The 24713-nt window shown below is 65.3% G+C and carries 7 protein-coding genes; 4 read left to right on the top strand and 3 right to left on the bottom strand.

Annotated features, from left to right (window positions below):
• Nucleotides 1-2 precede the first annotated feature (2 nt).
• Nucleotides 3-16877 (bottom strand): leukotoxin LktA family filamentous adhesin, encoded by a 16875-nt coding sequence (locus ABIB91_RS19495; RefSeq protein ID WP_354164584.1) that lies wholly within the window; start codon nucleotides 16875-16877, stop codon nucleotides 3-5.
• Between the two features lie 69 nt (nucleotides 16878-16946).
• A complete protein-coding gene (locus tag ABIB91_RS19490) occupies nucleotides 16947-17717 on the bottom strand; it encodes a hypothetical protein (RefSeq protein ID WP_354164581.1) in 771 nt (256 codons plus the stop codon).
• A 294-nt stretch (nucleotides 17718-18011) separates the two neighbouring features.
• Between ABIB91_RS19490 and ABIB91_RS19485 the strand changes: the two genes are divergently transcribed.
• Together ABIB91_RS19485 and ABIB91_RS19480 are read left to right on the top strand one after the other, a co-directional pair.
• A complete protein-coding gene (locus tag ABIB91_RS19485) occupies nucleotides 18012-19043 on the top strand; it encodes an ABC transporter substrate-binding protein (protein ID WP_354164577.1) in 1032 nt (343 codons plus the stop codon).
• The gene (locus ABIB91_RS19480; RefSeq protein ID WP_354164574.1) at nucleotides 19040-21733 is read left to right on the top strand and encodes a hybrid sensor histidine kinase/response regulator; all 2694 of its coding nucleotides are present in this window, start codon (nucleotides 19040-19042) and stop codon (nucleotides 21731-21733) included. The genes ABIB91_RS19485 and ABIB91_RS19480 overlap by 4 nt, the downstream gene beginning before the upstream one ends.
• A 367-nt stretch (nucleotides 21734-22100) precedes the next feature.
• Here the strand turns inward: ABIB91_RS19480 and ABIB91_RS19475 are convergent, their stop codons facing one another.
• Nucleotides 22101-23012, bottom strand: a complete 912-nt coding sequence (locus ABIB91_RS19475; protein WP_354164572.1) for a LysR family transcriptional regulator — start codon at nucleotides 23010-23012, stop codon at nucleotides 22101-22103.
• Between the two features lie 129 nt (nucleotides 23013-23141).
• Here ABIB91_RS19475 and ABIB91_RS19470 point away from each other — a divergent pair, with 129 nt between their 5' ends.
• Entirely contained in the window at nucleotides 23142-24080 is a 939-nt protein-coding gene (locus tag ABIB91_RS19470; RefSeq protein ID WP_354164570.1) for a ring-cleaving dioxygenase, read from the top strand.
• Entirely contained in the window at nucleotides 24077-24703 is a 627-nt protein-coding gene (locus ABIB91_RS19465; RefSeq protein WP_354164567.1) for an alpha/beta hydrolase, read from the top strand. Before ABIB91_RS19470 ends, ABIB91_RS19465 begins: the two co-directional genes overlap by 4 nt.
• The last annotated feature ends 10 nt before the right edge of the window (nucleotides 24704-24713 follow it).

Raw genomic sequence — 24713 nt, 5'->3', positions numbered from 1 at the left:
CGTTACCATGCCTGTGCGAGACGGCCAATGGCCGGCTTCGCCGCCTCGATCGCCGCGTCCTTCCAGCCGGTGCGTCCCATGCGCTGACCCTGCCGGCGCAGCTTGCGCATGTCGCTCAATCCCTCGATGTTGACGGCGGGTCCGGCCCCGATCGTTTCGATCGGTCGCGGCGTCAGCAGCGCATCGAGCCGCGCCTTGCCGGAGAGACCGAGCAGGTAGAACGTCCCCCCGTCCTTCTTCGCGAGCCATGTCTCGATGTTCTCGGCGCCCTCGCCGTCGACGGAGATGTTGCGGATCATGCTGGCGCCGGTGAAGTCGTTGCAGCAGGTGTGGGTCGGCCCGTAATTGGTAACGGTCGCGGAGACGTCGCCGGTGTAGAACACCACATAGGCGTTGCTGACATTGGCATTGCCGACCTGGCTCATCGTGAACACGCCGCCCGGCTGGTAGAGCTGGAGCGACGGCCAGTTGGACGGAGCCGGCGTACGATTGTCGAGCAGTACCTGCTGGGTTGCCGTGGTCAGCATGAGCTGACCCGGGACATAGCCGTTCAGGATCGCGACCGCGTGCGCATCGGTCCAGAAGTTGGCGTCCACCACCCTGAACTGGTTGATGATGATGCTGTCAGGGTCGATCGAGACCTTGGCCGAGGTCGCGGTGCCGCCGTTGTAGCCCGTCACGTTCATGATCAGCGGGACCTGCGGCGTCGAGCGGATCTGCTCGCCATTGACGTTGATCGTATCCGCGGCGAGGTCGAGCTCCCTCACCACGCTGACGAAGCCGATCGTCAGGTCACCCGGCGACGACAGCTTGATCGTGTTGCCCCTGATCCGATCGAGCGAGATCGAGCCCGCCGAAGCGAAGTGCGTGTCGCCGTTGGCGGAGATCGATCCGCCCCGGATGGAACCGAGATCGGAGCGCAGGTCGATATCGCCGGCATCACCCAGGATACCCGTACCCGTCGTGGTGAGCTGGCTGAAGGCGATGTCGTTGACGGCATGCAGGGTCTGTGTGCCGCCGCTGATCGCGGTGCCGAGAGTGATCCCCCCGACAGTCGCGGTGACGTCGAGCGTGCCGCCGGCCGTGAGATTATCCCAACGAACGACAGTGCCGCTCAAGACAGCGCTGCCGGTCGTGGCCGTGAGGTTATGACCGGTGTTGGTGCCCGCCGCGATCAGCCTGGCCGAGCCGTTGGCGGAGACCGAGCCGAGCGTCGTCACACCGCCCGACATCACCGTCTGCGCCAGGATGAAGCCGTTGTCCGCATTGACGTTGATGCTGCCGGCGTCGCCGTTGATACCGGTGGACGTGAGCGCGTTGAAGCTGACGTTGTCGTGGGCGCGGATGGTCTGTGTGCCGCCGCTCTGCGCGGTCTTGAAGCCGATGCTGCCCTGGCCCGCGGTCGCGTCGAGCGTCGTGCCGACGTTGAGAACGTTCCAGTTGATCGCGCCGCCGGCGGTCAGCAGGCCCGCTCCGGTGGTGGCGGCGAGCGTGTTGCCGGTGATGGTCGAGGTTGCGACCAGCGTCGCCCCGCCATGGGCGGAGACCGAGCCGAGCGTCGTCACGCCGCCCGACATCACCGTCTGCGCCAGGATGAAGCCGTTGTCTGCATTGACGTTGATGCTGCCGGCATCGCCGCTGTAGCCGGTGGACGTGAGCGCGTCGAAGCTGACGTTGTCGTGGGCGTGGATGGTCTGTGTGCCGCCGCTCTGCGCGATCTTGAAGCCTATGCTGCCTTGGCCCGCGGTCGCGTTGAGCGTCGTGCCGACGTTGAGGACGTTCCAGTTGATCGGCCCGCCGGCGCTCAACAGGCCCGCTCCGGTGCTGGCGGCGAGCGTGTTGCCGGTGATGGTCGAGGCTGCAACCAGTGTCGCCCCGCCATGGGCCGAAACCGAGCCGAGCGTCGTCACGCCGCCCGACATCACCGTCTGCGCCAGGATGAAGCCGTTGTCGGCCGTGACGTTGATGTTACCGACATCACCGCTGTAGCCGGTCGTAACCAGCGACTTGAACGTCACGTTCTGGCTGGCGTGGACCGTTTGCGAGCCGCTGCTGTCGGCCGTGCCGATGACAATGCTGCCATTGTTCGCGACGGCGCTGAAGCTGCCGCTCGCACCCGTGGCCGTGCCCGCCAGTACTTGGTCGAGCGTCAAGCCGCCTGAACCAACCAGATCCACTCCACCCTTCACTGCGGACAACAGGCTTGCCTCGGTGTCGGTGAGAGCCTTCAGGTAGATGCCACCGGCGCTCGTGCTCGCCGAAAGCCGAGCCGCGCTGAGGATGAGGCGGGCCGCCGCACTGCCGATGCCGTTCGATGCGTCTAGCGAGACTTCTGCCCCTGAGCCGGACGCGACGATCTTCGTTTGACCGTCGCCGTTGTCGATGATCGCTCCGGGCGAAGCGACGCCGCCAGCGGTAACGACGATCGACGGCGCGTTCGAGGCCGCCGCATAGGACAGCGACGAGTTGAGCTGGCCGATGGTCGCGTTGCCCGTGGTGATCACTGAGATCACGCCGGCCGCGTTGATGGCCGAATAGGCGCCCATCGACAGTGAGGCGGAAGCCAGCGTCACCCCGCCCGAGGAGCTGCTGGCCACCACCGGCGCCGCGCTGGTGCCATCGGCGAAAGTCACAGCGCCGTTTGCGAGCAGCTGCATCAGGCCAACGCTGGTGACATCGGCATTGATGCTGATCGCGCCGTGCGGCACGTTCAGCGTCAGTGTCCCGCCCGCAGTCAGCGCGCCGTAGGTGCCGGTCGCACCCACCGCGAGATCGTGCGCCACGACCAGGATGCTGAGGTCGCCGACCGCGGAGCCTGTGAGCGCGCCGGAGAGCTGCACCTGAAGCGGCTGGAACGTCGCGCCGTTGAAGCTGATATCGCCGCCGGCGCGCAGATCGAGATCCGTGCCGACGATATGCACCGCCGTGCGATCGGCGAAGTTGGTTCCAGCCTCGGCATAGATGCTGCCTGTCGCGGCCAACTGGATGGCGCCGGTCGCTGAGACGTTGCCGAGGACCAGGTCGCCGGTGGTCTGCTTCACATAGACGCCCAGTCCGGACGACACCTGATCAAGATGATCGCTGGTCGGGCTCGCGAAGGCGATCTGGATCGCGTTCGCGTTGGCCGCCGGGTCGGCTCCGGCCGCGCCAGCGCTGCCGATGTTGCCGTGCTCGGCGATCAGGGAGAGGTTGGGAATGTCGCCGGAGATCACAGGAACCCCGCTCACGCCCGCGGAGATGCTGCCCACCGCATCGAGCTTGACGTCACCCCTGCCGGTCACCTGGATGCCGCCGGCCTGCGCGGCAGCGATCGGACCGTAACTCGCGGCCGCAATGCCGCCGAGCACGAGGCTGTTCTTGCTGCCAAGATAGACCTCCGACAGCGCCTTGGCGGTGACCGCGGTTGGATTGTCCAGAATGACGAGGCTCTGTTGCGACAGCGTGACGTTGTAGGTCACGACGCCGGTCGTCGGGTCGGTCGAGGAGTTGACGACGAGCTGTCCGGGACCGGCCGAGGCGAGCAGTCCCTTCTGGGCGGACGTCAGCGACGAGGCATTGACACTCGTGAACGTGAACGTCTGAGGCGCCGCGAGCTGGCCGACCGAACCGTTCGGTGTGTACAGCATGACCTGGCTGGCCTTGATGTTGGCCGCGACATCCTCGCTGATCGGCGGTGGCGGTGCTCCGACGGCCGAGGAAGAGACGGTGTAGGCGAGCTGGCTCTGGGTCCATTGCGAGCCCGCTGTGATCATTCCGTAGAGCTTCTCGGTCGGAGCGAGCGTATAGGCATAGGTCGAGCTGTAGGTCGCAAGCGCCGTCTGCAGGGCCGTGTTGGTCGGCATAAGCTGATGGCCAGTTGCCACGCCGTCGAACAATCTGGTGAACAGGTTCGACGAGAGCGTGCTGCCGAACAGCGTCGCCAGCGGGTCAGAAGGCGCGGTGCCAAGCAATGTGGTCAGCGAGGCCTTGACCTGAACCGTGTCGATCATGCCGAGCAGGAACTGGTCCTTCAGCAAGCGCGTCGTGGCCTCATTCTGCATGTCCGTCGTCGAGACCGCGGAAGGATCGATGCCGAGCTTGGCGGCTACCTGCGCCCGCAGCACGGTCAGGCCCACCGAGGTCGGGCTATAGGTGTTGCCGTTCGCGAAGGCGACGTTCTTGAGCTGGAAGTAGTCGTTGTAGGCCGCCGTGACCATGGTCTGGTAACTGTTGACGGCTGCGGTCGCGCCGTTGCCGCTGAGGAGGTCCAGGCTGGTCCAGACATCCGCCAGATGCGCGCTCTGCTCGGCCGTGAGGCCGCCGGACGACAGGCCGTTCAATATCCTGGCTTGCGCCCCATCGGAGGCCGCGGCCTCGAGGAACACCGGGCCGCTCTTCGACTCGACCGTGCCGAGCCGCAGATCGCCCTTGGACTGCACGATGTAGGTTCCGGTCGTCGAATAGCTGTTGAGCATGCCGCCATCGACGCTGCCGTCGACCAGCGTCGTGCCGGTCGCCTGGATCACGAGCGGATTGATGTTGGTGAGGACGGTCGCGCCGTTGCTGACGCCGGTCACCGCGCCAATCGCACCGCCGGTGGACCTGATCTCGATGTTCTTGCCGACGACGACGGGGTTGGCGACGCTGTAGGCGGACGCCGAGTTGATGTCGCCGGTCGCCGAGATGAAGACGCTGCCCTGCGGCGCGTCGCCGGCCACGGTCGAGTTCACCTTGACCTGGTTGATCGACAGCGAGCCCACGGCCGCGATCGCAATATCGTGGTCGATCGAATTGGCGGTGAGGCTGCCGCCATAGACCTGCACGGAGACCGGCGCCCCGCCGGCACCGATGCTGCCGATGCCGCCCGCCGCCGACAGCGACACACTGGTGCCCGATATCACCGGGTTGTTGGCGTTCGCGCCGACCGTGATGGCCGAACTGGCGCCCGTGGCCACGACCGAGGTCGCACCCTGAAGGTTGTTGATGGGGCCGTTGATGACGATGCCGGAGTTCGACGTGACCGCGACCGTGCTGGCGCCGCCGCCGTTGAACTGGATGTTGATGGGGTTCGATGCCTTGACGGTGTTAGTCAGCGTCAGCGTCAGGTGATCGAAGATCTCCTGGAACCAATCGTACTGTCCATCCGCGCCGCAGCACTTGTCGGAATGGGTGTTGCCGCCGCCGCCGTGAGACGAACCGGTCGCGGTGACGACCTCCTGGTAATTCGTGCTCTGCAATTGTCCCGTGGTGGCGCCGTTGGCGACCTGCTGCACGTCCGAGACCAGGCTGGTGGTGCGGACGAAGGAGCTACCGCTGTTGGGATCCCGCGAGGTGTATTGCCAGCCATAGTCAAACTGCGTGCTCGTCGTCGAACGATCCAGCCGCGCGGTGTCGACCCACTGGTAGTACATGTTGGCTTGCGGCGCGTATTGCAGGCCGGCCGTGCCGCTTGTCGCGGCAAGCATCGAGCCGTCGTACTGGCTCGCATTGACGCTGTTGGTTCGATACGTCGACACCTGCTGGCCGCCCGGGGCGGCAGGATTGTAGACGTACCACGTCGTCTGCGCCTTGAGCTGATCGACGATCTCGATCACGCTGGCTGCGCTGACGCCGGTATTGATCGTGTTGGTGACGAGTTGAAGGCCGGTGGTGTTGTTCACCGTGATCGTGCCGGCGCCCCCGTTGACGATGATGTTGCCCTGCGGCGTGCCGTCGGTCGAGGTCGAGATGATCTTGCCGTTCAGGTAGACGTAGCCGCCGGACCCCTGCACCACGCCATTCAGGAGGATCTGGTCGGTGGCGGCATTGTACCTCGCGCCGACCTGGACGTCGCTGCCACTCACCTTCGACAGATACTGCGTCAAATCCACATAGCTGCCGTGCTGCGCGTTGGTCTGGGCCTGGGCAAAGGCCGAGCTGTCGGCCTTCAGAGCGTTGATGGCGTTCAGCGCGCCGGTGCCGATATTGACCGAATAGTTGCTGCTCGAGCCGCTTTGGATGGTGCCGTTGATGTTGAGAACCGATGCCGACAGGATGATCGCCTTGCCGATGATGAAGGGCGCATTCGCCGGCGGGTTGGTCGCCGTGTTCGCCGTCTTCGGCGTGATCACATCGGGCTGGATGTTGATGACCTGGAAGTAGGCGGAGCAATGCGAGCAGTTGAACGGGCTGGAGCCGCTATAGACGCCCTGGCCATCATAGGTGCTTGCTTCCCATGGGGCGGTGCTGATGGTCTGCCTGGTCGGCCCCTCGATCGTCGCGAGCGTTGACGCGTCGGGAGTGCTGCCGGCATGTTCGTTGCCGTTGCCCGGCGCACCCGAACCCATCGGCAGGAAGATCGCCGAATAGAGCGAAAGGCCGTCGTAATAGAGATCCAGCAGCCGCGCCGTAAAGACAGTGCTGTTGCTCGCCGTACCGGCGACGCCCGCGCTGCCGGAGGCGCAGCAATAATAGGAGTACGGGTGATTGCCGCCGGAAGCAATATGCACGCCGCTGTCGTAGGCGCCATAGGCACCGAGATAGGTCGCCGCCGCCATCACCGCCGTCAGCGTGTCGTTGTCAGCCGGCTTGTACTCGGTATTGGCCCATTGCGAGGCCACGTCGTGGTTGGAGCTGAAGATGCTGCCGACGCCGCCGTTGAAGGTGAAGGAGCCGTTCGGCACCACCATCTGGATTGTCGCAGCATCGAACGTCTGCGATGCGACGACGTTGCCGAGATTGTTGGTGATCTTGAGCAGGCCGTTCTCGTTGGTGACGACGCCGTCGAAGTAGATGTCGGGCGTGCGCGTCAGGGTGTTGCCGTTCTGGTCGACACCGAGACCCGTGTTGGGATCCTTGCGGTTATAGACCGCCGAGATGTCGATGATCGGCGTCGCGCTGTTGTTCGACGTGAAAGTCACGTTCGACGACGACCCCGGGTCGACCTGCGGGTGCGTGACCAGCCCCCCCGTCACGTTGGTGATCGTGAGGTTCGACAGCGCGACGAAATCGAGGCCCTGGTTTTCAATCTTGATCATGGGCGAAGAGCGCGCGATCACCGATGGAGCGGCAAGACCTGCGCCACCTGCCCCGGACAGCCTCTGCGCCAGGATCGAAACGTTGCCGGCCGACACCATTATATCGCCGAACGCGAAGGCGTTGCCGGATGCATTGGCAGCGAACGGCGCCTGCTGGATCAGGGTATTGATCTGGCGCTGGATCTCGCCGGTCGGATCGGTGCCGCCAAACGTGATCGAGGGCTGCGTGGCGGAAAGCGCCGTCTGGACCTGCGTCGACGTCAGGCCACTCAGAGATGCGAGTTGAGCGACGATCGTCTGGTAAGGATTGAAGCCGCCCACGATGGTGTACTGGATCGTCTGGTGGTTCCAGCTCATCACCCGATTGAAATGATCGACGTCGGAGACGTATTCGAGCGAGAGCGGATCGTAGGGGCTCGTCGTAGACAGGGTCGGCGTGCTCGCGCCAAGCGCGATCGTGATCGTTTCGTCATTGTGGATGCCGGCCACCACGAGGCCGTTGAGCGCGACATTGCCGGTCCCGCCGCTGTTGTCGTTGCTGTGGTTGTCGCTGTTCTTGGCGCTGAAGATCTCCAGGTACGGATTGTAGTTGCTGCCGAGGCCGGAGGCCGTGACCTGGCCCGGCGTCGCGGTGAGCGAGACGTCGTTGGCGCCGAGCACCTTCGAGCCGATGGCAAGCGTCAGGCTGGTGTCGTCGTCGGCGTTGGCGGTGCCGCGATAGAGGCCCGAGATGGGAACGACCGTGTTGTTGTAGACCACCGTCGTCGCGTTCGCGGCCACGCTGCTGTAGACGCTGCCGTCGCCGGCCAGGCCTGCGGCGATGTTGATCTTGCCCCAGGCCTCCACTGTCGAGGTGCTGCCGACATTGACGTTCTGCGTTGCATGCACCCATGCGTTCGTGCTGGCACCGACTCCGCCGACCGCACCATAGAGGCTGGCGTTGGCGTAATTGTTTGCCGCCATCCGCGACGCCGAGCCGATATAGATGTTGCCGGCGCTGAACAGCTCTCTGGCCTGAATGTTGACCGTGAGCGTGGCATTTGCCGTCATGTCGGATTCGGCGCCGCCGCCGGCGAACAGGCCCGCGGCGCTCAAATTGACCGTGTCGGTCGTGCTCAGCGTGTTGTAGGCCTCGATGTTGATTGCGCCCGTCGTCGTTCTCGGATCGGCATTAAGGCTCAGGATCGTACCGGCGTCGATGTTGGTCGTGACGGTCTGCGTGACCCTGGACTTGCTGAGCGCCGCCGCGCCGGCAAACACGCCGCCGGAACCAGACCGCGCCCCGCCACCAGCCTGGTTGACCACGTCGTTGGCGATCACAACCATATCGCCGCCGGCCGAGTTGACGATCAGATGCGTGCCGATTTCAGCGGTGGTCGCCGACGTGACATCGTTCTGCGCGCTGCCACCGGAGGCGCCCGCCGTAGAGGCCTGATAGGCATCACCGCTGCCGGCATAATTCGTCGTATGTTTGGCCTTGATGTTGAGGCCGCCGAAATAAAGCGTGTTGTCCGTCGCCTCGCCATAGAGCATGGCGTCGGTGACCGCAGTGGTGGCCGTCGTCGCAACCGCTGCTGCGCCGGCATAGGTGCCGCCCGCACCGACGAGCGCGCTGGCGACGTTGGTATCCGTGCCCGTGGCGGTGATCTGGAGAACGCCCGTGTTGGACGCGGCGGTGACCGCGCCGGCCCCGAGATAGGCGTAGGTGTGGGCGCTCGAGGAGACCTGTGCGACGGTCGCGCCAATGGCGAGGAACCCGGTCGAGAGGCCAGTCGACTCGGCGTACTGGCTGCTGTCGTTCTCTGCGGCAATGACCACGTCGGCATTGGGAAGATGGATCCCGATGCCGCCATACGCACTCACCGTCGCGTTCTCGGACGCCCTGGCATAGCTGCCTTGGGCACCGATCAACGAGCCGCCGCCGCCCGCGAGCGACCAGGCGTAAGTCGTCGTGCCGCCCGTCGGCACCAGCGCCATGGCGGTCACACCGAGCGCACCGCCCGAGAAGGTGGTGTTGTCGCCGACATCGGCCGTGACGGTGGCCGTCACCATCGATTCCGCGACGGACACGCCGATGGCGCCGCCGCCGACCGCGACACCGATCGCCTTGCTCGAAAGCTTGGGCGTGATCGATGCCGACACCAGCGTGCCGGCGCCCGTCGCCGACGTGGTGATCGATGAGCTGGAACCGATCTCTGCCAGGACCGTCGAATTTTCCTTCGCTGTCGCAACTGCGCCGTCACCGGCGACGATACCGCCGGCGACCGCAGTCGCGGAAGCGGACATTGCGCCGGCCTCGGCGGCGCCAACCGCAAGGATCGAGCTGTTCACCGTCGCGTTCGACAGCACCTTCGCCGCGACCGAACTCGATCGTCCCGTGGTCGCGATCGACACCCCGATGGCTGCAAGGCCGCCGGTGCCGCCGCCCGCGGTCACGCTCTGAGTCGAGCTGTCCATCGCCATCACGGCGACGCCAGTGGCGCCGGTGCCGCCCGTTCCGGTCACGGAGCCGCCGAGTTGAGCCGTGACGGTATTGGCGACGTTGCCGACCGCCACCGCCGCATCCGCGCCGAAATAGAGCGCTGCACCGCCGGCGATCGCCTCGCTGTCGACGGTCTTGCCCGAATAAGGTCCGGTATCGGCGTCCTTGACCCGCGCCGCAACCGTGACGGACGGCGCGGAGACGATCGCGCTCAGATTGGCGAGGACGCTGCTGTCGACGCTGGTGTAACCGATGCCGGCGCCGATGCCGACGTTCTTGGCAAAGCCCGCGCCGAGCAGGAACATCTTGGTCGCGTTGGCGCTGGTGGCGGCGACGTTGACCTGCGTGCCGGTCACATTGCCGCCCGCGATCTGGGCGGTGACGCCGTCATTGCCGCCGGTCAGGACGGTGCTGACGTCGTAGGTCGAGGTTGCGTTGGCGTTGCTCGGATTGCCCGAGGTGCCGCCCGCGACCGCGTCGCTGCCATGCGAGGAATTGGTGCCCGCGTTCACTGATGCGAGGGTGCCGTTGTTGCCCTGATTGAGCTGGCCGGTCTGCTCGCCCTGCGTATCCGGATCGGCGGTGTTGGTGCCGATGATGATGACGCCGACGGTCGCACCGATGCCGACGCTGCCGCCGATGCCGGCGGTGACCGCGTAGGACAGGACTTCCTTGGTGCTGAGCGCGCCGACGTTGATCGCGCCGGACGAATTGAGGTCGCTGTTGCGGCTTTCCGCAATGGTCTGGCTCTTGAAGACGATCACGTTCGCCGCCGCGCCCACGCCGACGCCGGACCCGCTGGCGGCAATCGAAAGCGCGCCGGCGATCTCCTTGATCGCCACGTCCTCGGTGGCGTTGATCGTCACCGCGCCAGCCGAACCGCCAGTGGGGGACTGCAGCGTGGTGTCGTAGACGCCAGCGATGGTGGTGTTGTTGGCAATCTCGATGTTGGCCATGCCGGCGATTGCCGCCGTGCCGGTCGAGAGTGCCCCGCCAATCGAATAGGCCTGGAAGCGGTTCTTCGTCGTTGCCTCGACGTCGAGCGCGCCGCTCAGATTGACCGCAGTCGTGTGTGCCGCGCCGTTGCCCTGATAGTGGAACTCGTCGCCGACATAGGCTTCGGTCCGGTTCGCCGAGACCTGAACCAGGAACGCCGCCCCGATCGCGGCTTGGCTGCCATAGGCGCCCGAGCCGTTCGCCGACGCGATACCTGTGGCGTCGTAGGCGTTGACCGTGAGCGACGACGCCGTGAGGGAGCCGCCGTCGACATAGGCCTCGGTAGTTGCGACGAAGACGTTCAGCCCGACCGAGCCGGTGCCGAAACCGACCGCGATCGATGATGCGTCCTGCTCGGCATTGGCCTTCACGGTGACGGCGCCCACCGTTGCGCTCGCCGACTGCACGCCACCAACGGTCGCACTGGTGATATAGGCCTCGGTGTCACGCGACATCGTCGTGCTGAGAATGGTCGCACCGCCGCCCCCGCTCCCGGTTGGCGGCACCACGCCGGCGCCGAACGCGCCCGAATAGGAGAAGCTGCTGGCGGCCACATCGATCTGCGGGTCTAGCGTCGAACTTGCCAGCCGAGTGTCGATCGCCGCGCCGTCGATATAGGCCCTGGTGGATCCGCTCATCACATTGGTGATCGGATTGATCATGATGGAGATGCCCGAGCCCGCGGACAGGGTGGCGACGTTGGTGACGACGGCCTGGTGCGAGCTGGCGACGACGGCGAGGCCGCGCACACTCTCCTGGGTCTCGCTCAGATCGGGCGTGGTGTCGGTGGGCGCGCTGAAGCCGCCGAGATCGATCGCGTGCGCGAGCGTGCCGCTGTTGACGGAAAGCACGTCGCTCGTGCTGGTTCCGCGCGCATCCACTTTGGTTGTCGTCCCGCTGATATAGGCCGCGGTGGTGCCGGTGATCTTGTTCGTGACCATCGAGCCCGCGCCGCCTGCCGCGCCCTTGCTGATGGACACGGCGCCGGCGAAAACGCCCGCTTTGTCATTATTGCCAGCAATCACGGCAACGTTGTCGTTCGCAGTGATGTCGGCTCCGCCGGCGATGCTGGCGGTGACGTTGGTTCCCATCAGATTGGTGGCGACCGAACCGGCAAGGCCGATCTGCGAGGAAATCGCAATGCCGACGGCAACCGTCGAGATATCGGCATTCGAGTTCGCGTTGACGACGACATTGCCGGAGGCGGTCAGCTTGGAGCCGGTGACGCCGGCACTGACATTGTTGGCGATGCTGCTGTAGACGAGTGCCAGGCCCGCGGCGCTGCCTTGCGTCGAGGCGCCAGCGACCGCGGCGGCGCCGGTGATGCTGGAATTGTCGGTCGCGGTGACGGAGATGTTGGAGGCCGTCACGGTCGATTGCGTCGTGTCGGACTGGTTGTTGCCGATTGCCGCCGAAACATTATTGGCGATCGAGCTGATTGTCATGCCGCCGACGCCGGCAAACTGACCGGTCGCCAGGCCGAAGCCAATCGTGACCGACTGGATCTTCGTGGTGTCGACCGCATTCACACTGACGCTGCCGATCGTGGACATCCGGACGTTGGCGATATAGGCCGAATGCGTCGTCGCGATGGTATCGTACACCATGGAGGCGCCGACATTGTTCTTGCCGGCCTGGATAATGCCCGCAACGGAGATGATGCTGGCGCCCGGACCGTTCGCCGTGCCGTCGTTGAGCGCCGCCGCGCTAAAATCTATGCAATTCGCCGTGCCGTTGCCGGCGGCGGCCGTGCACGTGTCCGATGCGAGATGATTGTTGTTCGACTTCTTGACGAGATTGCCGAGTGCCGTATCGAGGTCCGACACAGCGCCGCTGTCCGCCAGCACCGTCACGCGCCCGACGTTGATGTTCACCGTCGAGTTGCTGCTGATATAGGCCGTGGTCGTGGACGTGATTTCGTCGACGACGATGGAACCCGACAGGCCGTTCGACCCTGCCCCGGCCGACGCGGCACCGGCCGCGATGATGCTGGCATTGTCGGCGAGCACCAGAAGCGAGTCGTAATTGCTGATCGACGTGGACTTGATGTGCGCGTCAGTCGCGTTGCCGCCGGAGGGATCGCCGATCGAAGCATACGTCATGGCGACGCCGAAGCCGCCCTGTCCGCCGGAAATATAGAGCGAACCGCCGCCAACCGCGATGTTGCTGGTCTGGTAAGCATCGACCTCGAGAGCCCGCTGGACGCCTGTGCTCCCGCCGGCGATCGTCGAATTTTCGATGTAGGCCTGCGCGCTGTCGGTGATGATGCCGACGGACAGCGCGATCGAGGCGGCGTTGGACCGCGTTGACGCGGCAAGGCCGATCGCCACGACGGTTTCCGATCCGCCGCTCAATGCCTGCACGGTCACGGACTGCTGGTTGTTGACCGTGGAGTTGGAGATGAACGCTTTGGTCACATTGTTCGAGATCGCCGCGGCGATGGTGCCGTCGACGGCCACGCTCGTCGAGCCGGCGCTGCCTCCCAGATTGGCAGCGGCGCCGCCCGAGCCGTTGTTGAGGATGGTGTCGTTGAGCGCCTGGACCAACAAGGTGGCCGTTGGGGGTGGCGAGTAGCGGTTGATCGTGGCGCCGGTAATCGAGGCGGTCGTGCCAAGGCTCACGTCGCTGATGGAAGAGCTGCCGGCAAGATCGATCGTGAAGCCGCTGCTGGAGGCGCCCGACGACGAGCCAACCTTGGCCAGCGCGGTTGAAATCCCGCCCGCTCCGCCGGTCGCGGCTGCGCCGACGGCACCGGCCTTGGTGCCGAAGTCCGAAACCGAAGGTTCCGAGATCGCAGCTGCAATCGACGCCGCGGTGATCCGGCCCGCGGTCGTCGCGGAAATCGCCAGATGGTCGGCCGTGACCGACCCGTTACCGCCGCCGTTCCCTGAGAACGGATCGTCCGAGCTGAACGGGCCCGACCGGATATCGCTGTGATTGTCACCGACGTAGGCAGCGGTGTCGGTGGTCGCGCCGAGATAGGCGACGGCGAGGCCGACGGCGGAGTTGCCGCCGGCTGACACCGCGCCGGCAACCGACAGCATCGACAGATCCTGCTGCGCGAGCACATTCACCGTCGGAGCCGACACCGTGGCGCCGATGCCTATCGAGGCATGCGTCGTGTTGTTCACGAGCGCGATCGACGTAATCCCGTTCAGCGCCAGGGCGCCGGCCGCCTTGCCGGAGGTCGGCGCGACGCCGAAGAACTGATCGGTGGTCGATGCCGTGATGGAGACGTTGTCGGTCGCGCCGAGCGAAGCGCCGGACGCCACGCCGGCGATGGTGTTGTTCCAGAACTGGACCAGATTGAGCGCGCCGCCCAGCGACGAGCCGCCCGAGGTGTTGCCGGGAAGGAAGCCGAGCGTGCCGACATTGCCCGCAGCGTCGATGGAGGCCGAATAGGCCGTCGCCGCGATGGCGAGCGTCGCGTCGAAGCCCTGCGTCGTCCCGCTGTCCAGCGCAGCCGTCCACGCGCCGCTGCCGCAACTCGCAACCGTGCAGGTCGACGTCAGGCTGGCACCGGTCGCGACCCAGGCCGTGGTGTTGTTGTGAACCATGAAATTGTTCAACGACCCTGCGATGCCGACGGTGTCGCCGGCGTCCGCGGTCGAGTTGGCGTAGCTGGTCAAGATGCTGCCGCCGACGCCGAGATTGCCGTTGAGATGCCTCAGCACATCCGTCAGCGAGGCCCATTGCAACCAGGTGTTGGTGATCGGCATATAGGTGTTTGCCGAGACGCCGATCTCCGGCGCATTGATCAGGGTCGCGTCGCCGATATAGGCGTTCGAATTGTGCGTGAAATCGCCCCACGCGACCGCTGCGGCAACGGCCGTCGACTGACCATCGACCGGGCTCGAGCTGATCGCCGAGGCCGTCGCAATGCTGCGCACGCCCACGTCGATCACGTTGCTGATGACGGCGACGTTGCCCGACGTATAGATCGACGGCGCGCCGCCGCTGGGGTTTTGCGCAATCGCCGCCGTCGCGCTCTCCGTGCTGCGCGCGATCGTCAAGGCCGCCGCCGCCTTCAGGTTCAGATCCGCGGTGAAAAGCGTGCTGAACTGCTGGGAGAACAGGTTGGGATTCATCGTGCCAACGACCAGGGCACCCTGGAGTCCGGCAATCAAAGCCGGCGTACCTGTGATGGTCGAGGACGTCGTCGAGTTCGATGTCGTGTTCGAGGTCGCCTCGACCGTCACCGAGCCGTTCATCCGGTTCGAAGTGCTGGACCCCAGCGACGACCCGAGGGTCGCGGTCGCCGAGGTGTTGACGTTGCTGATCGCGACGGCACCGCCGACGCCGCCGTTCAGGGCCGGATTGTCCAGCCCGACCGAGGTTGCCGCCGTCGCGAAACTGTTGTTGTTCAACGCGCGCACCGAAAGTCCGCCCGTCGATCCGCTCGCGGTGCCGACGCTCAGGTGGGCGCCGGTCGCGACGTTTGCCGTGGTCGTCACCGACGCCGTCGAATAGGCCACCGTCGCCACGAGAACCGCGCTCGAGGTCAGCGATACGGCCGTGACATTCATCGTGGCATCGTTGGTGGCCTTGATGCCGAGGCTACCACCTGCGCTGATCGTCGCATTGCTTGCTACGTTGGTGGTGACGTTGCCGGCGATGTTCCCGACCACGACCGCAGCGCCGACCGGCGATACGCCGAGGAGCGACGAGGCGATAACGGGATCCTCGGCCCTCTCCGACCCGTACGCGCTGATCGAGACGTTGCCGCTGCCGGAGATATTGGCATGGCCGTTGATGTTCACGGTCGCGGTTGCGCTCGCCGCGACATAGCCTCCGTTGAGGCCCAGGATCATGCCGGGGACCGATTCGCCGACAAGCGCGAACGTCGAAGCGAGCGAACTCGTGAAGCTCGCCACCGCCGTGGAGCTCGCGCTAATCGAGATCGCGCCGCCGGTGATCGTGCCGTCAACGGTGATGCCCGTGGTCGCATGGGCGTGGCCAGACATCAGGGTCTGGCTCGCCGTGGCTGCAAGCGTGACACTGCCGCTGGTGTAGGTCGTTCCACCAGTATTGATCGCCTGGGCGAGGATCTGCGCTCCGTTGACGACGCTGATGGTCGGCGCGTCGATTTCGACGTTGATGGCGTTGCCGACGGAATGAGTCTTGGTGGCGTCGAGGTTGCGGGCATCGATCACCGCATGTGCGGCCAGCGTGACCGAATTGTCGGCCTGAACCAGATAGGTGCCACCAGCGCTCAGCGCCGCGATGGCATTGGCGACGGACGTGTTCCCGAGGGTTACGCCGACGTCGCCCTGGCTGGCGTCGCCGATCACCACATCGGTCGGGTCGATCAGCAGCGTCCCGGCCCGGCCGTTGGGGGCGGCGAGGTTGATCGCAACGCCGCTGCCGACGTCGATGACGCCGTTTCCGCTCAGTTCGACCAGGCCCGCATTGCCGGTTTTCGAGCTGGCGTTGATCTTCGCGCCGCTCTTCACGGTGACGTCGTTGCCGGCCTTGACAAGGACGCCGCCGGCATCCGCAGTCCTGCTCGCCGTGCTCAACCGCGCATTCTTGCCGAGTTCGGCTTGGTTGCCGGCCACGATCGTGATGTTGCTCGGCGTCGTGGTCTTGCTGCGCGCGGTCAGCCGTCCGTTCACGCTGGCGTTGTTGACGGCGCCGATGTGAATGGAGCCGTTGCGCACGGAAATCGCGGCGGCGCTGCGCAGCCCTTTGGAATTGACCGAGGCTGCGAACTTCGCGGCGTGATCGAGATTGGCAATGTCGCGCTGGCTGGCACCACCGACAAGGACGTTCTGCCCGGTCAGGCGCACGCCGTCGATGGCATTGACCCGGCCGTAGATCCGGATGTTGCCGTCCGGCGAGACCGGGAACGACCCCGCCATCAGATTGGCGACGGCCGAACCGTTGATCTGCCCCTGCGCGCCGATCAGACTGTCGGTGAACTCGCGCGTCGGCGTCGAGACGTTGAGGCTACCGACATTGACCGTGCCGCTGCGGCCGACCACGAAGCCCTTGGGATCGGCGAAATAGACGTTACCGCCGATCGCGCCGTTCATGTAGGAGTTCAGCGTGCCGTTGACGTAGACCGGAGCGTCGCGAACGATGTTGACGAGATTTTGTGTGCCGGTCGGCAGTTGCAAATTGACGGTGTTGCCCTGCCCGACGCTGAACTGCGAGAACGAGTTGAAGGCACTGGTGCCGGAGACGGTCGACGTGGTGACGTTGGTGACGCTGCCGGACGTCTGCAGGCTGGTTCCGGTGCGGCCGTCCGGCGTGATCACGTTGGCCGGCTGCGCCTGCAGGCGGACGCTGAACACCGGCAAGAAGACCATCTGCATCGCGCAGAGCAGTGACAACGAACGGAAGCGCGCAAGCCCCCGTAGCGTCAGCTCGTCATTGTCTCGCCTTGCAGATGGTCGGCGCATTTCAGATCCTCTTCATCGGCACTGGGGCCGATCCACAACCGGGTGGGAGAATGTCGTGGCAGTGCGGCATCAGAACTGGCCGGGCGGCAGCTTGAAGATGTCGGGACTCTTGGCGTCGGCCACGTAGAACAGCAGCAGGCTGGTCGGCGTCAGCACTCGCTGGTTGTTGTCCTTGTTCTCGAACGTGCCCTGGAGAAGCAGGATGACCGAGCGATCCTTGGCGTCACTGCCGCGGAACATCACGATGCCGCCGTTGACGGGCATGTTGACCGCGATGGAGTCGGGCTTGAAGCCCTCGCTGAGGAAATGGGCGCGCAGGATGTTGGCGTTGGAGAACAGCTTCTCCGGCGTGATCGCCGCGTCGGTGCCTTTCGACCAGACCGCGCCGACCTGGATCAGAGATTTGGACTTGTAGCCGAACACGTAGGAAAGCTCGGCGGTGCCGCCGTTCGGCAGCAGTTCGGGCGCCGAATAGAGCAGACTGTGCGTCAGCTCGGACGCATTGTCCTGCGCCCTGACGGCGTCGGGCTTTGCGCCGAAGTCCTTGGCTATCGCCGCGCGCACGTCGGCCTCGTTCATCCCGAACTTGGCGGAGCGGAAGCCGTCGATCGCCTTGGAATCGGTCGCCTTGGACTTGTCGTCCGGGGCCGCGGTCTCGGCCGCGGCTGCCGACGTCGCGCCGGCGGCGACCGGCGTCCCGGCGGCTGCGGGAGCGGCACCGGCGGCTTTCGGTGTCGGCGCAGCTTTCTGCTTCGGTACGGCGCCCTGGGCCGCAAGGGGTCCCGCTGCAACGGTGGTGAGCAGGCCGACGAGGGCCGGAACGAGATAGATTTTGCGCATCGAAAACCTTCGAAAAAATATGAAACAACGCTTCAAAAATCAGCAGCTACGAAATCGGCCTCCCCGAACCGTCATCACGACCGAGACGGAAAATGTTGCAACGCCGCGGTGCGTTACAAGGTGTCACGGAGGAGACGAGGCTCGAAACGGCGACTCTTTGGCGGCGTAGGAATACGGTATCGGGCCGCCAAACGCTGCGAACGAGCAGTCACAAACGCATTTTTTCATCAATTGTGGATGCCGGCCGTTCGCGCTAAGCATCGGGTTGGGGCAAGCCACCATGCAAAGAATGTCATGACCGAACGGCCTTCCGCTCTCGCGGTCGATCGCCGCGGGTTCATTCGCCTGGCGGGCACAACCGCCGCGGGGTGGCTGGCGCTCGGCGCAGCATCTGATCGCGTGCGGGTCGTGGCATCGCTGACGGCGTTGCCGCTAGACGACGAACTGACCAGAAGGAGCATGATCGACAGCCCGACCTCCCGCCTGGGCGGCCTCATCGTGGGCTTGAGGCAGCGAGGCTGGGTCGAAGGGGTCAATTTCCGCCTTGAGCTCCGTTCGACCTTCGGCGCGCCGGATAGACTGAAAACCGCAGTTCAGGAATTGCTGGCGCTCAAGCCGGATGTGATCCTGACCGGCTCGACGGTCGAAACCGCGGCCGTCCTGGAAGCCACGAAAACCATCCCGATCGTGTTCGCGACCGCCAACGATCCCGTCGGCAACGGCTTCGTCGAAAGCCTCGCCCACCCCGGCGGCAACGTGACCGGCTTCACCAACAGCAGCGCCGAGATGGGTGGCAAATGGCTTCAGCTCATCCGGGAGGCCGTGCCGGATCTTGCGCGCGTCGGTATCCTGTACAACCCGGCGACCACACCTCGCGGCGGCAGATTCTTCCTCGACTCCATCGAGCAAGAGGCCGCACTGTCCGGCGTGTCCGTGGTCCCCGCCCCCGTCAGCGCGCCATCGGAGATCGACGAAGCCGTCAGGCCCTTTTCCGAAGCGCCCAAGGCGGCGATGATTGCGCTGGTCGACAGCTTCCTGGTGGTCCACCGGCAGGCTGCGGTGGCCGCGGCGGCCAAATATCGCGTGCCCACGATTTACCCGTTCTACTATTTCATGGATGCGGGCGGGCTGATGAGCTACGGGCCGACGCTCGAAGTGCGCTCGGCTGACTATGTCGATCTCATCCTGCGCGGCACCAAGGCCGGCAATCTGCCGGTGCAATCGCCGCGGAAATACGAGCTCCTGATCAACCGTACGGTCGCCCGCACACTGGATTTGACGATCCCATTCACGCTGCTCGCGCGCGCCGACGAGATCCGCGAGTGAACGAGACGATCGACCAGGGAGATCTGCGGCCACCTCCCGGCCGGCTGTTCCGCAAATATCTCTACTCGATCGTCGCACTCGCTTTTGCCGCGCTCGCCATCAACACCGGCTTCGACGTCTGGTTCTCCTATCGCGAGCAGAAGCAGCTCCTGGCGGCGACCCAGCGCGAGCAGGCAGCAAGCGCCGCCATCCAGATCGGCCAGTTCATCGGCCAGATCGAAAACCAGATCAGATGGCTCTCGCGCCTGCCCCCGGAGCTGTCCACGAACGAGGACCAGCGTCTGAACGCCATCCGCCTCCTGCGCCTCTCGCCCGCGATCGCGGAAATCGCCGAGCTCGACGCCGGCGGCCGCGAGCAGGTGCGCGTGTCGCGCCGTGTCGCGGACAGGATCGGCAGCAAGGCCGACCTCTCCGCCTCGCAGGCCTTCCGCGGCGCCAATGAAAGCCGCGCCTATTACGGGCCGGTCTACTTCCTCGGCGACACCGAGCCGTTCATGACGCTCGCCACGCGCGGAACGGGCCTCACGCCGGATGTGATTGTCGCCGAGGTCAATCTTCGCTTCATCTGGGACCTCGTCGCCGGGATCAGGGTCGGCAACACCGGCAAGGCCTATGTCGTCGATCGGATGGGGTTGTTGATCGCGCATCCCGATTTGTGGCCGGCATTGCGTCGCAGCGATCTCTCCGGCCATGCCGACGTGCGCGCCGCGCTCGATGGCGTCGGGCCGCCCGCCGGCGGCCTGGTCAAGGAAGATCCGTCCGGTCAACGCGTGCTGTCGACCTACGCGACGGTCCCCTCGCTGGGCTGGCTGGTGTTCGTCGAGCTGCCGCTCACCGAAGCCTACGCGCCGATCTATGCGTCGATCGGACGCTCGACTTTTCTCCTGGTCATCCTGCTGGCATGTGCGGTGCTGGTCTCTCTGTTTCTAAGCCGGCGCATGACCGTGCCGATCCAGATCCTGACGCAAGGCGCGCGGCGGATCGGCAGTGGCGACCTCGGCCTGCGGCTCGCGATCAAGACTGGTGACGAGCTGGAGGCGCTGGGCGATCAGTTCAATCGGATGGCCGCTCACTTGCGCGAATCCTATGCGACGCTCGAGCGCAAGGTGATCGAGCGCACCTCCGAACTGGAAAAGACCCGCGACCAGGCCCTTGCCGAGCACGATGCCGCCGAGCGCGCGCGCAGCGCGGCGGTGGCGGCCAACGAGACCAAATCGCGCTTTCTCGCGGTCGTCAGCCACGAGCTGCGCACGCCGCTGAACGGCGTCATGGGCGTGCTGCAACTGCTCGACGATGGCAGCCTCGGCGAGGCGCCGCGGCGTCACCTCACGACGGCGGCCGCGTCGGGCGAAACGCTGATCGCGCTGGTCGACGGCATCCTCGAATATGCGCGCCTGGAGGCCAGCGCCGAGACTCTGGAGACCCGCGATTTCCGCCTCGACCAGCTCATCGAAACGGCGGCCGATCTGATGCGTCCGCAGGCCTCTCACAAGGGCCTCTCCTTCGATCTCGCCTGCGATGCGACGATCAATACCTCCGTGCACGGCGATCCGGTGCGGCTCAATCGCATTCTGCTCAATCTGATCGGCAACGCGATCAAGTTCACCCCGCGCGGCGGCATCGGCCTGAGCGCAGCGGCCGACGGACATGACGATCATGTCCTGCTGCGCATCACCGTTCGCGATACCGGCATCGGCATCGCGCCCGACATGCACGAGCGGATTTTCGAGGATTTCGTCCAGGCCGACGACAGCATCGCGCGGCGGTTCGGCGGCACCGGCCTTGGACTGGCGATCGCGCGGCGCCTCACCCACCTGATGCGCGGCGAGCTGACGGTGGCGAGCACGCCGGGTGCGGGCAGCTCGTTCATGCTTGAGGTCCCGCTTGGCCTCGCCGCGAGCGGCATCGCGCAAGGCGCGGACCAGCCGCCATCGCGGCAGCTTCGCGTGCTGCTGGTCGACGACGACCCCGTCAATTGCGAGATCGGCGAAGCGATGTTGAAGAGGCTCGGCCACCACGCCACCATCGCCACGAACGGCGCGTCGGCCATCGCACTCGCCCGCGATCACGCGTTCGATATCATCCTGATGGATCTGCACATGCCCGACATGGACGGCGTCGAGGCGGCATCGCGGATTCGAAAGCTCGGTCTGCCCACGATGCCGCGCATCATCGCGGTAACCGCCGACATGTCACGCCGCGCCCGCGAGCGGCTCGCGGGCGCAGGCATTGCCAGGATCGTCAGCAAGCCGATCCTGATCAATGCGCTGCGCGAGGCGATCGAGGACGATGCCCAGAACCAGCCGGCCGCGACGCAGCTCGCGGTAGGCGCATTGATCGACCGGCATTTCCTTGCCGACCAGAAGGAGCTGCTGGGCGCGGCGCAGATCGCAAAACTCCATCATTTGCTGCGGGAGACCAGCGAGAAGCTGATCACGGACATTACCGAAGCCGCCGCGGCCGGCGATCGCAAGCAGCTCGCGCGGTCCACGCACCAGCTCGGCAGCGCCGCCGGCGCGCTCGGCCTGGTCCGCCTGTTCGAGCGCTGCAGCGAGGTCGAGCTGGCAGCAGCCTCGATGTCCTCGCCGGAATCCCAGAGCGCCGCACGCGAGCTCGCCGCGATTCGAAACGCTTCGATGAGTACGCTGGATGAATTGCTCTGGCCTGCCGAAGATCGTACGGTCAACTAGACGATCCCCTCGGTATGACGATGCGCGAAATAGAACTCGACGCCAGCAGCTGGAAAACTGTTCAGGACTTTCGACTGGCGCTTAAGATTGCGATAGGGGGCGCCGGAATGGCATGGCGACATTATGGGAGCTTTTCTAGACTCGATTTTTGGAGGCGGGATGAACGCCCTCAAACCTCCCTATGTAATCAAAGTCGTGAACACGGCCAAATTGGTGCCCGAAGTCAAGGAGATGGTCCACGACTTTTCATCTGCGATTGCGAGGACACGAGCGCGTAGGCTTGCGCGCGTTGGCGAGGATGTCGCGGTTCGGTTCGAGATCGAAAACTAGGGAAAATCTGGTCGTGCGCTCATAGCCCTGCGCCCCGTTAGCGGGTTCGCACACCCGCTTCGTCATCCCGGCCAAACCGCTCCACCAGGAAATCGATGAACAGCCGCACCTTCACCGACAGATGCCGGGTCGGCGGATAGACCGCATAGAGCGCGAGCGGCGGCGCGGAATACTCGTCCAGCACCGTTCGCAGTTCGCCCTTTCGCAAAGCATCCGCGGCGATGAACTCCGGGAGCAGCGCGAGCCCCCTGCCCTTGACCGCGACATCACGCAGCACTTCGGCATTGTTGACGCAGAGCGACCAGGCCGGCTGGATCCAGTGATCGCCGTCGATGCCGGTGAGCTTCCACTGATTGCCCGTGAGCAGGAAGCCGTAGGTCAGCGAGGCGTGCCCGCGCAGATCCTGCGGATGTTTTGGGGTGCCGTGACGCGCCAGATAATCCGGAGAAGCGCAGATCATGCGCGCTACCGGCATGATCTTTCGCGCGATCAAGCTCGACGATTCCAATTCCGCGATCCGCAAGGTCACGTCAAAGCCGTCCTGGACGGGATCGAGCAGATCGTCGCTGAGCACGAGCTGGAGCTGTAGCTCCGGATATCGCGACATGAAATCGGCAAGCACCGGCCCGAGCCGCAGGGTGCCGAACGACATCGGCGCGTTGACGCGCAACAGGCCGCGCGGCGCCGACTGGGCTTGCGCCACGGCCTGGTCGGCCGCCTCGATCTCCGACAGGATCACGACCGCGCGCTCGAAATAGCGCTGGCCGTTCTCGGTCGGGCTCGCATGGCGCGTGGTTCGGTTCAGGAGCTGCACGCCGAGGCTCTCTTCGAGGTCGGCGATGTATTTGCTGATCGCCGAGCGCGACAGCCGTAACTGCCGGCCCGCCTCGGCAAAACTGCCGCTTTCGACCACCTTTACGAAGGCCCGGAGGCTGGCGACCTTATCCACGGGCCGGCGCCGGCAATTGTTTCCAAATCGTAGACATAGACGTCATATTTGCATGGATTGTCTCCAATCCAAAGCGGAACGATATTTCCGGTCAGAGCAAGACCGCTCCCCGAATTCAGGAGGACGACCATGTCTGGACTGCACCATGTGACCGCGATCGCGGGCGACCCCATCAGGAATTTCGGCTTTTACACCCGTGATCTCGGCCTGCGCTTCGTCAAGAAGACGGTCAATTTCGACGATCCCGGCACCTATCATTTTTATTATGGCGACGAGACCGGCCGCCCCGGCACCATCCTGACCTTCTTTCCCTGGGCCGGCGTGCCGGCCGGGCGCCGCGGCGTCGGCGAGACGCACCAGACCGCCTTCCGCGTGCCGCAAAGCTCGCTCGGCTATTGGACGCAGCGCTTCGTCGAGAAGGGCATCGCTTACGAGGCGCTGGAGAAGCGCTTTGGCGAGTCCGTGCTGCCATTCACAGACCCTGATGGCATGGCGCTCGCGCTCGTCGGTGTCCCCGGCGCCGAGAGCGAGCGCGGCTGGAGCAACGGCGACGTTCCCGCCGAACATGCGATCCGCGGCTTCCACGGCGTGACCTTGCTGCTCGACAGCGCGGCGAAGACGGCGGCCGTCCTCACCGACGTGTTCGGCTTCAAGGAGACGGCGCGCGAAGGCTCGGTGATCCGCTTCAAGGCACCGGGCGATGTCGAAGGCAGCGTGGTCGACATCTACGAGGCCAAGGGCTTTTTGCGCGGGCACCAAGGTGGCGGCTCCGTGCATCACATCGCCTTCCGCGCGGCCGACGATGCCGAGCAGGGCAAGATGGCGCAAAGGCTCGTGAGCAATCACGGCCTGCATCCGACCGAGCAGAGGGACCGCAACTACTTCCGCTCCATCTACTTCCGCGAGCCTGGCGGCGTGCTGTTCGAGATCGCCACCGATATCCCCGGCTTCGCCGTCGACGAGCCCGTCGCGACGCTGGGACGCGACCTGAAGCTGCCGAGCTTCCTCGAAGCGCAGCGCAAGCAGATCGAGGGTGTTCTGCCCAATTTGGAAGAGAGGGTGTCGTGACCGAGAATTCATTCATCCATCGCTTCGAGCCCGCGACCGGCGCGGGCTCCCCTCCGCTCCTGCTACTGCACGGCACCGGTGGCGACGAGAACGATCTGCTCGGGCTTGGCAAGATGATCTCGCCCGGTTCGGCCCTGCTCTCGCCGCGCGGACGCGTGCTCGAGCACGGCATGCAGCGCTTCTTCCGCCGCCTTGCCGAAGGCGTGTTCGACGAGGACGACGTGCGCCGCCGCGCGCACGAACTCGGCGGCTTCGTTGCGGAGGCACGGAAGCGGTATGGCCTCGCCGCGCCGGTCGCGGTCGGCTTCTCCAACGGCGCCAACATCGCAGCCGCGCTGCTGCTGTTGAAGCCGGACGTGCTGGCAGGCGCGATTCTGCTCCGCGCCATGGTGCCGCTGTCGGATCCGCCGAAGGCCGAGCTCGGCGGCAAGCCCGTCCTGCTTCTGTCAGGGCAGGCTGATCCGATCGTTCCGGCGAACAATTCGGCGAAGCTTGCCTCGCTGTTGTCGGAAGCCGGAGCGCGGGTCGAACACAAAGTGTTGCCGGCAGGCCATCAATTGTCGCAAACCGATTTGACGCTCGCCCGCGACTGGATCGGCACATTCGCCGCCGAAGTCGTCTGATCCCGAAGAG

This window comes from Bradyrhizobium sp. JR4.3 (genome assembly GCF_040547695.1).
GTDB lineage: Bacteria > Pseudomonadota > Alphaproteobacteria > Rhizobiales > Xanthobacteraceae > Bradyrhizobium > Bradyrhizobium canariense.
Note: the sequence above shows the minus strand (reverse complement) of the source record. Positions and strands in the feature narration are given on the sequence as shown.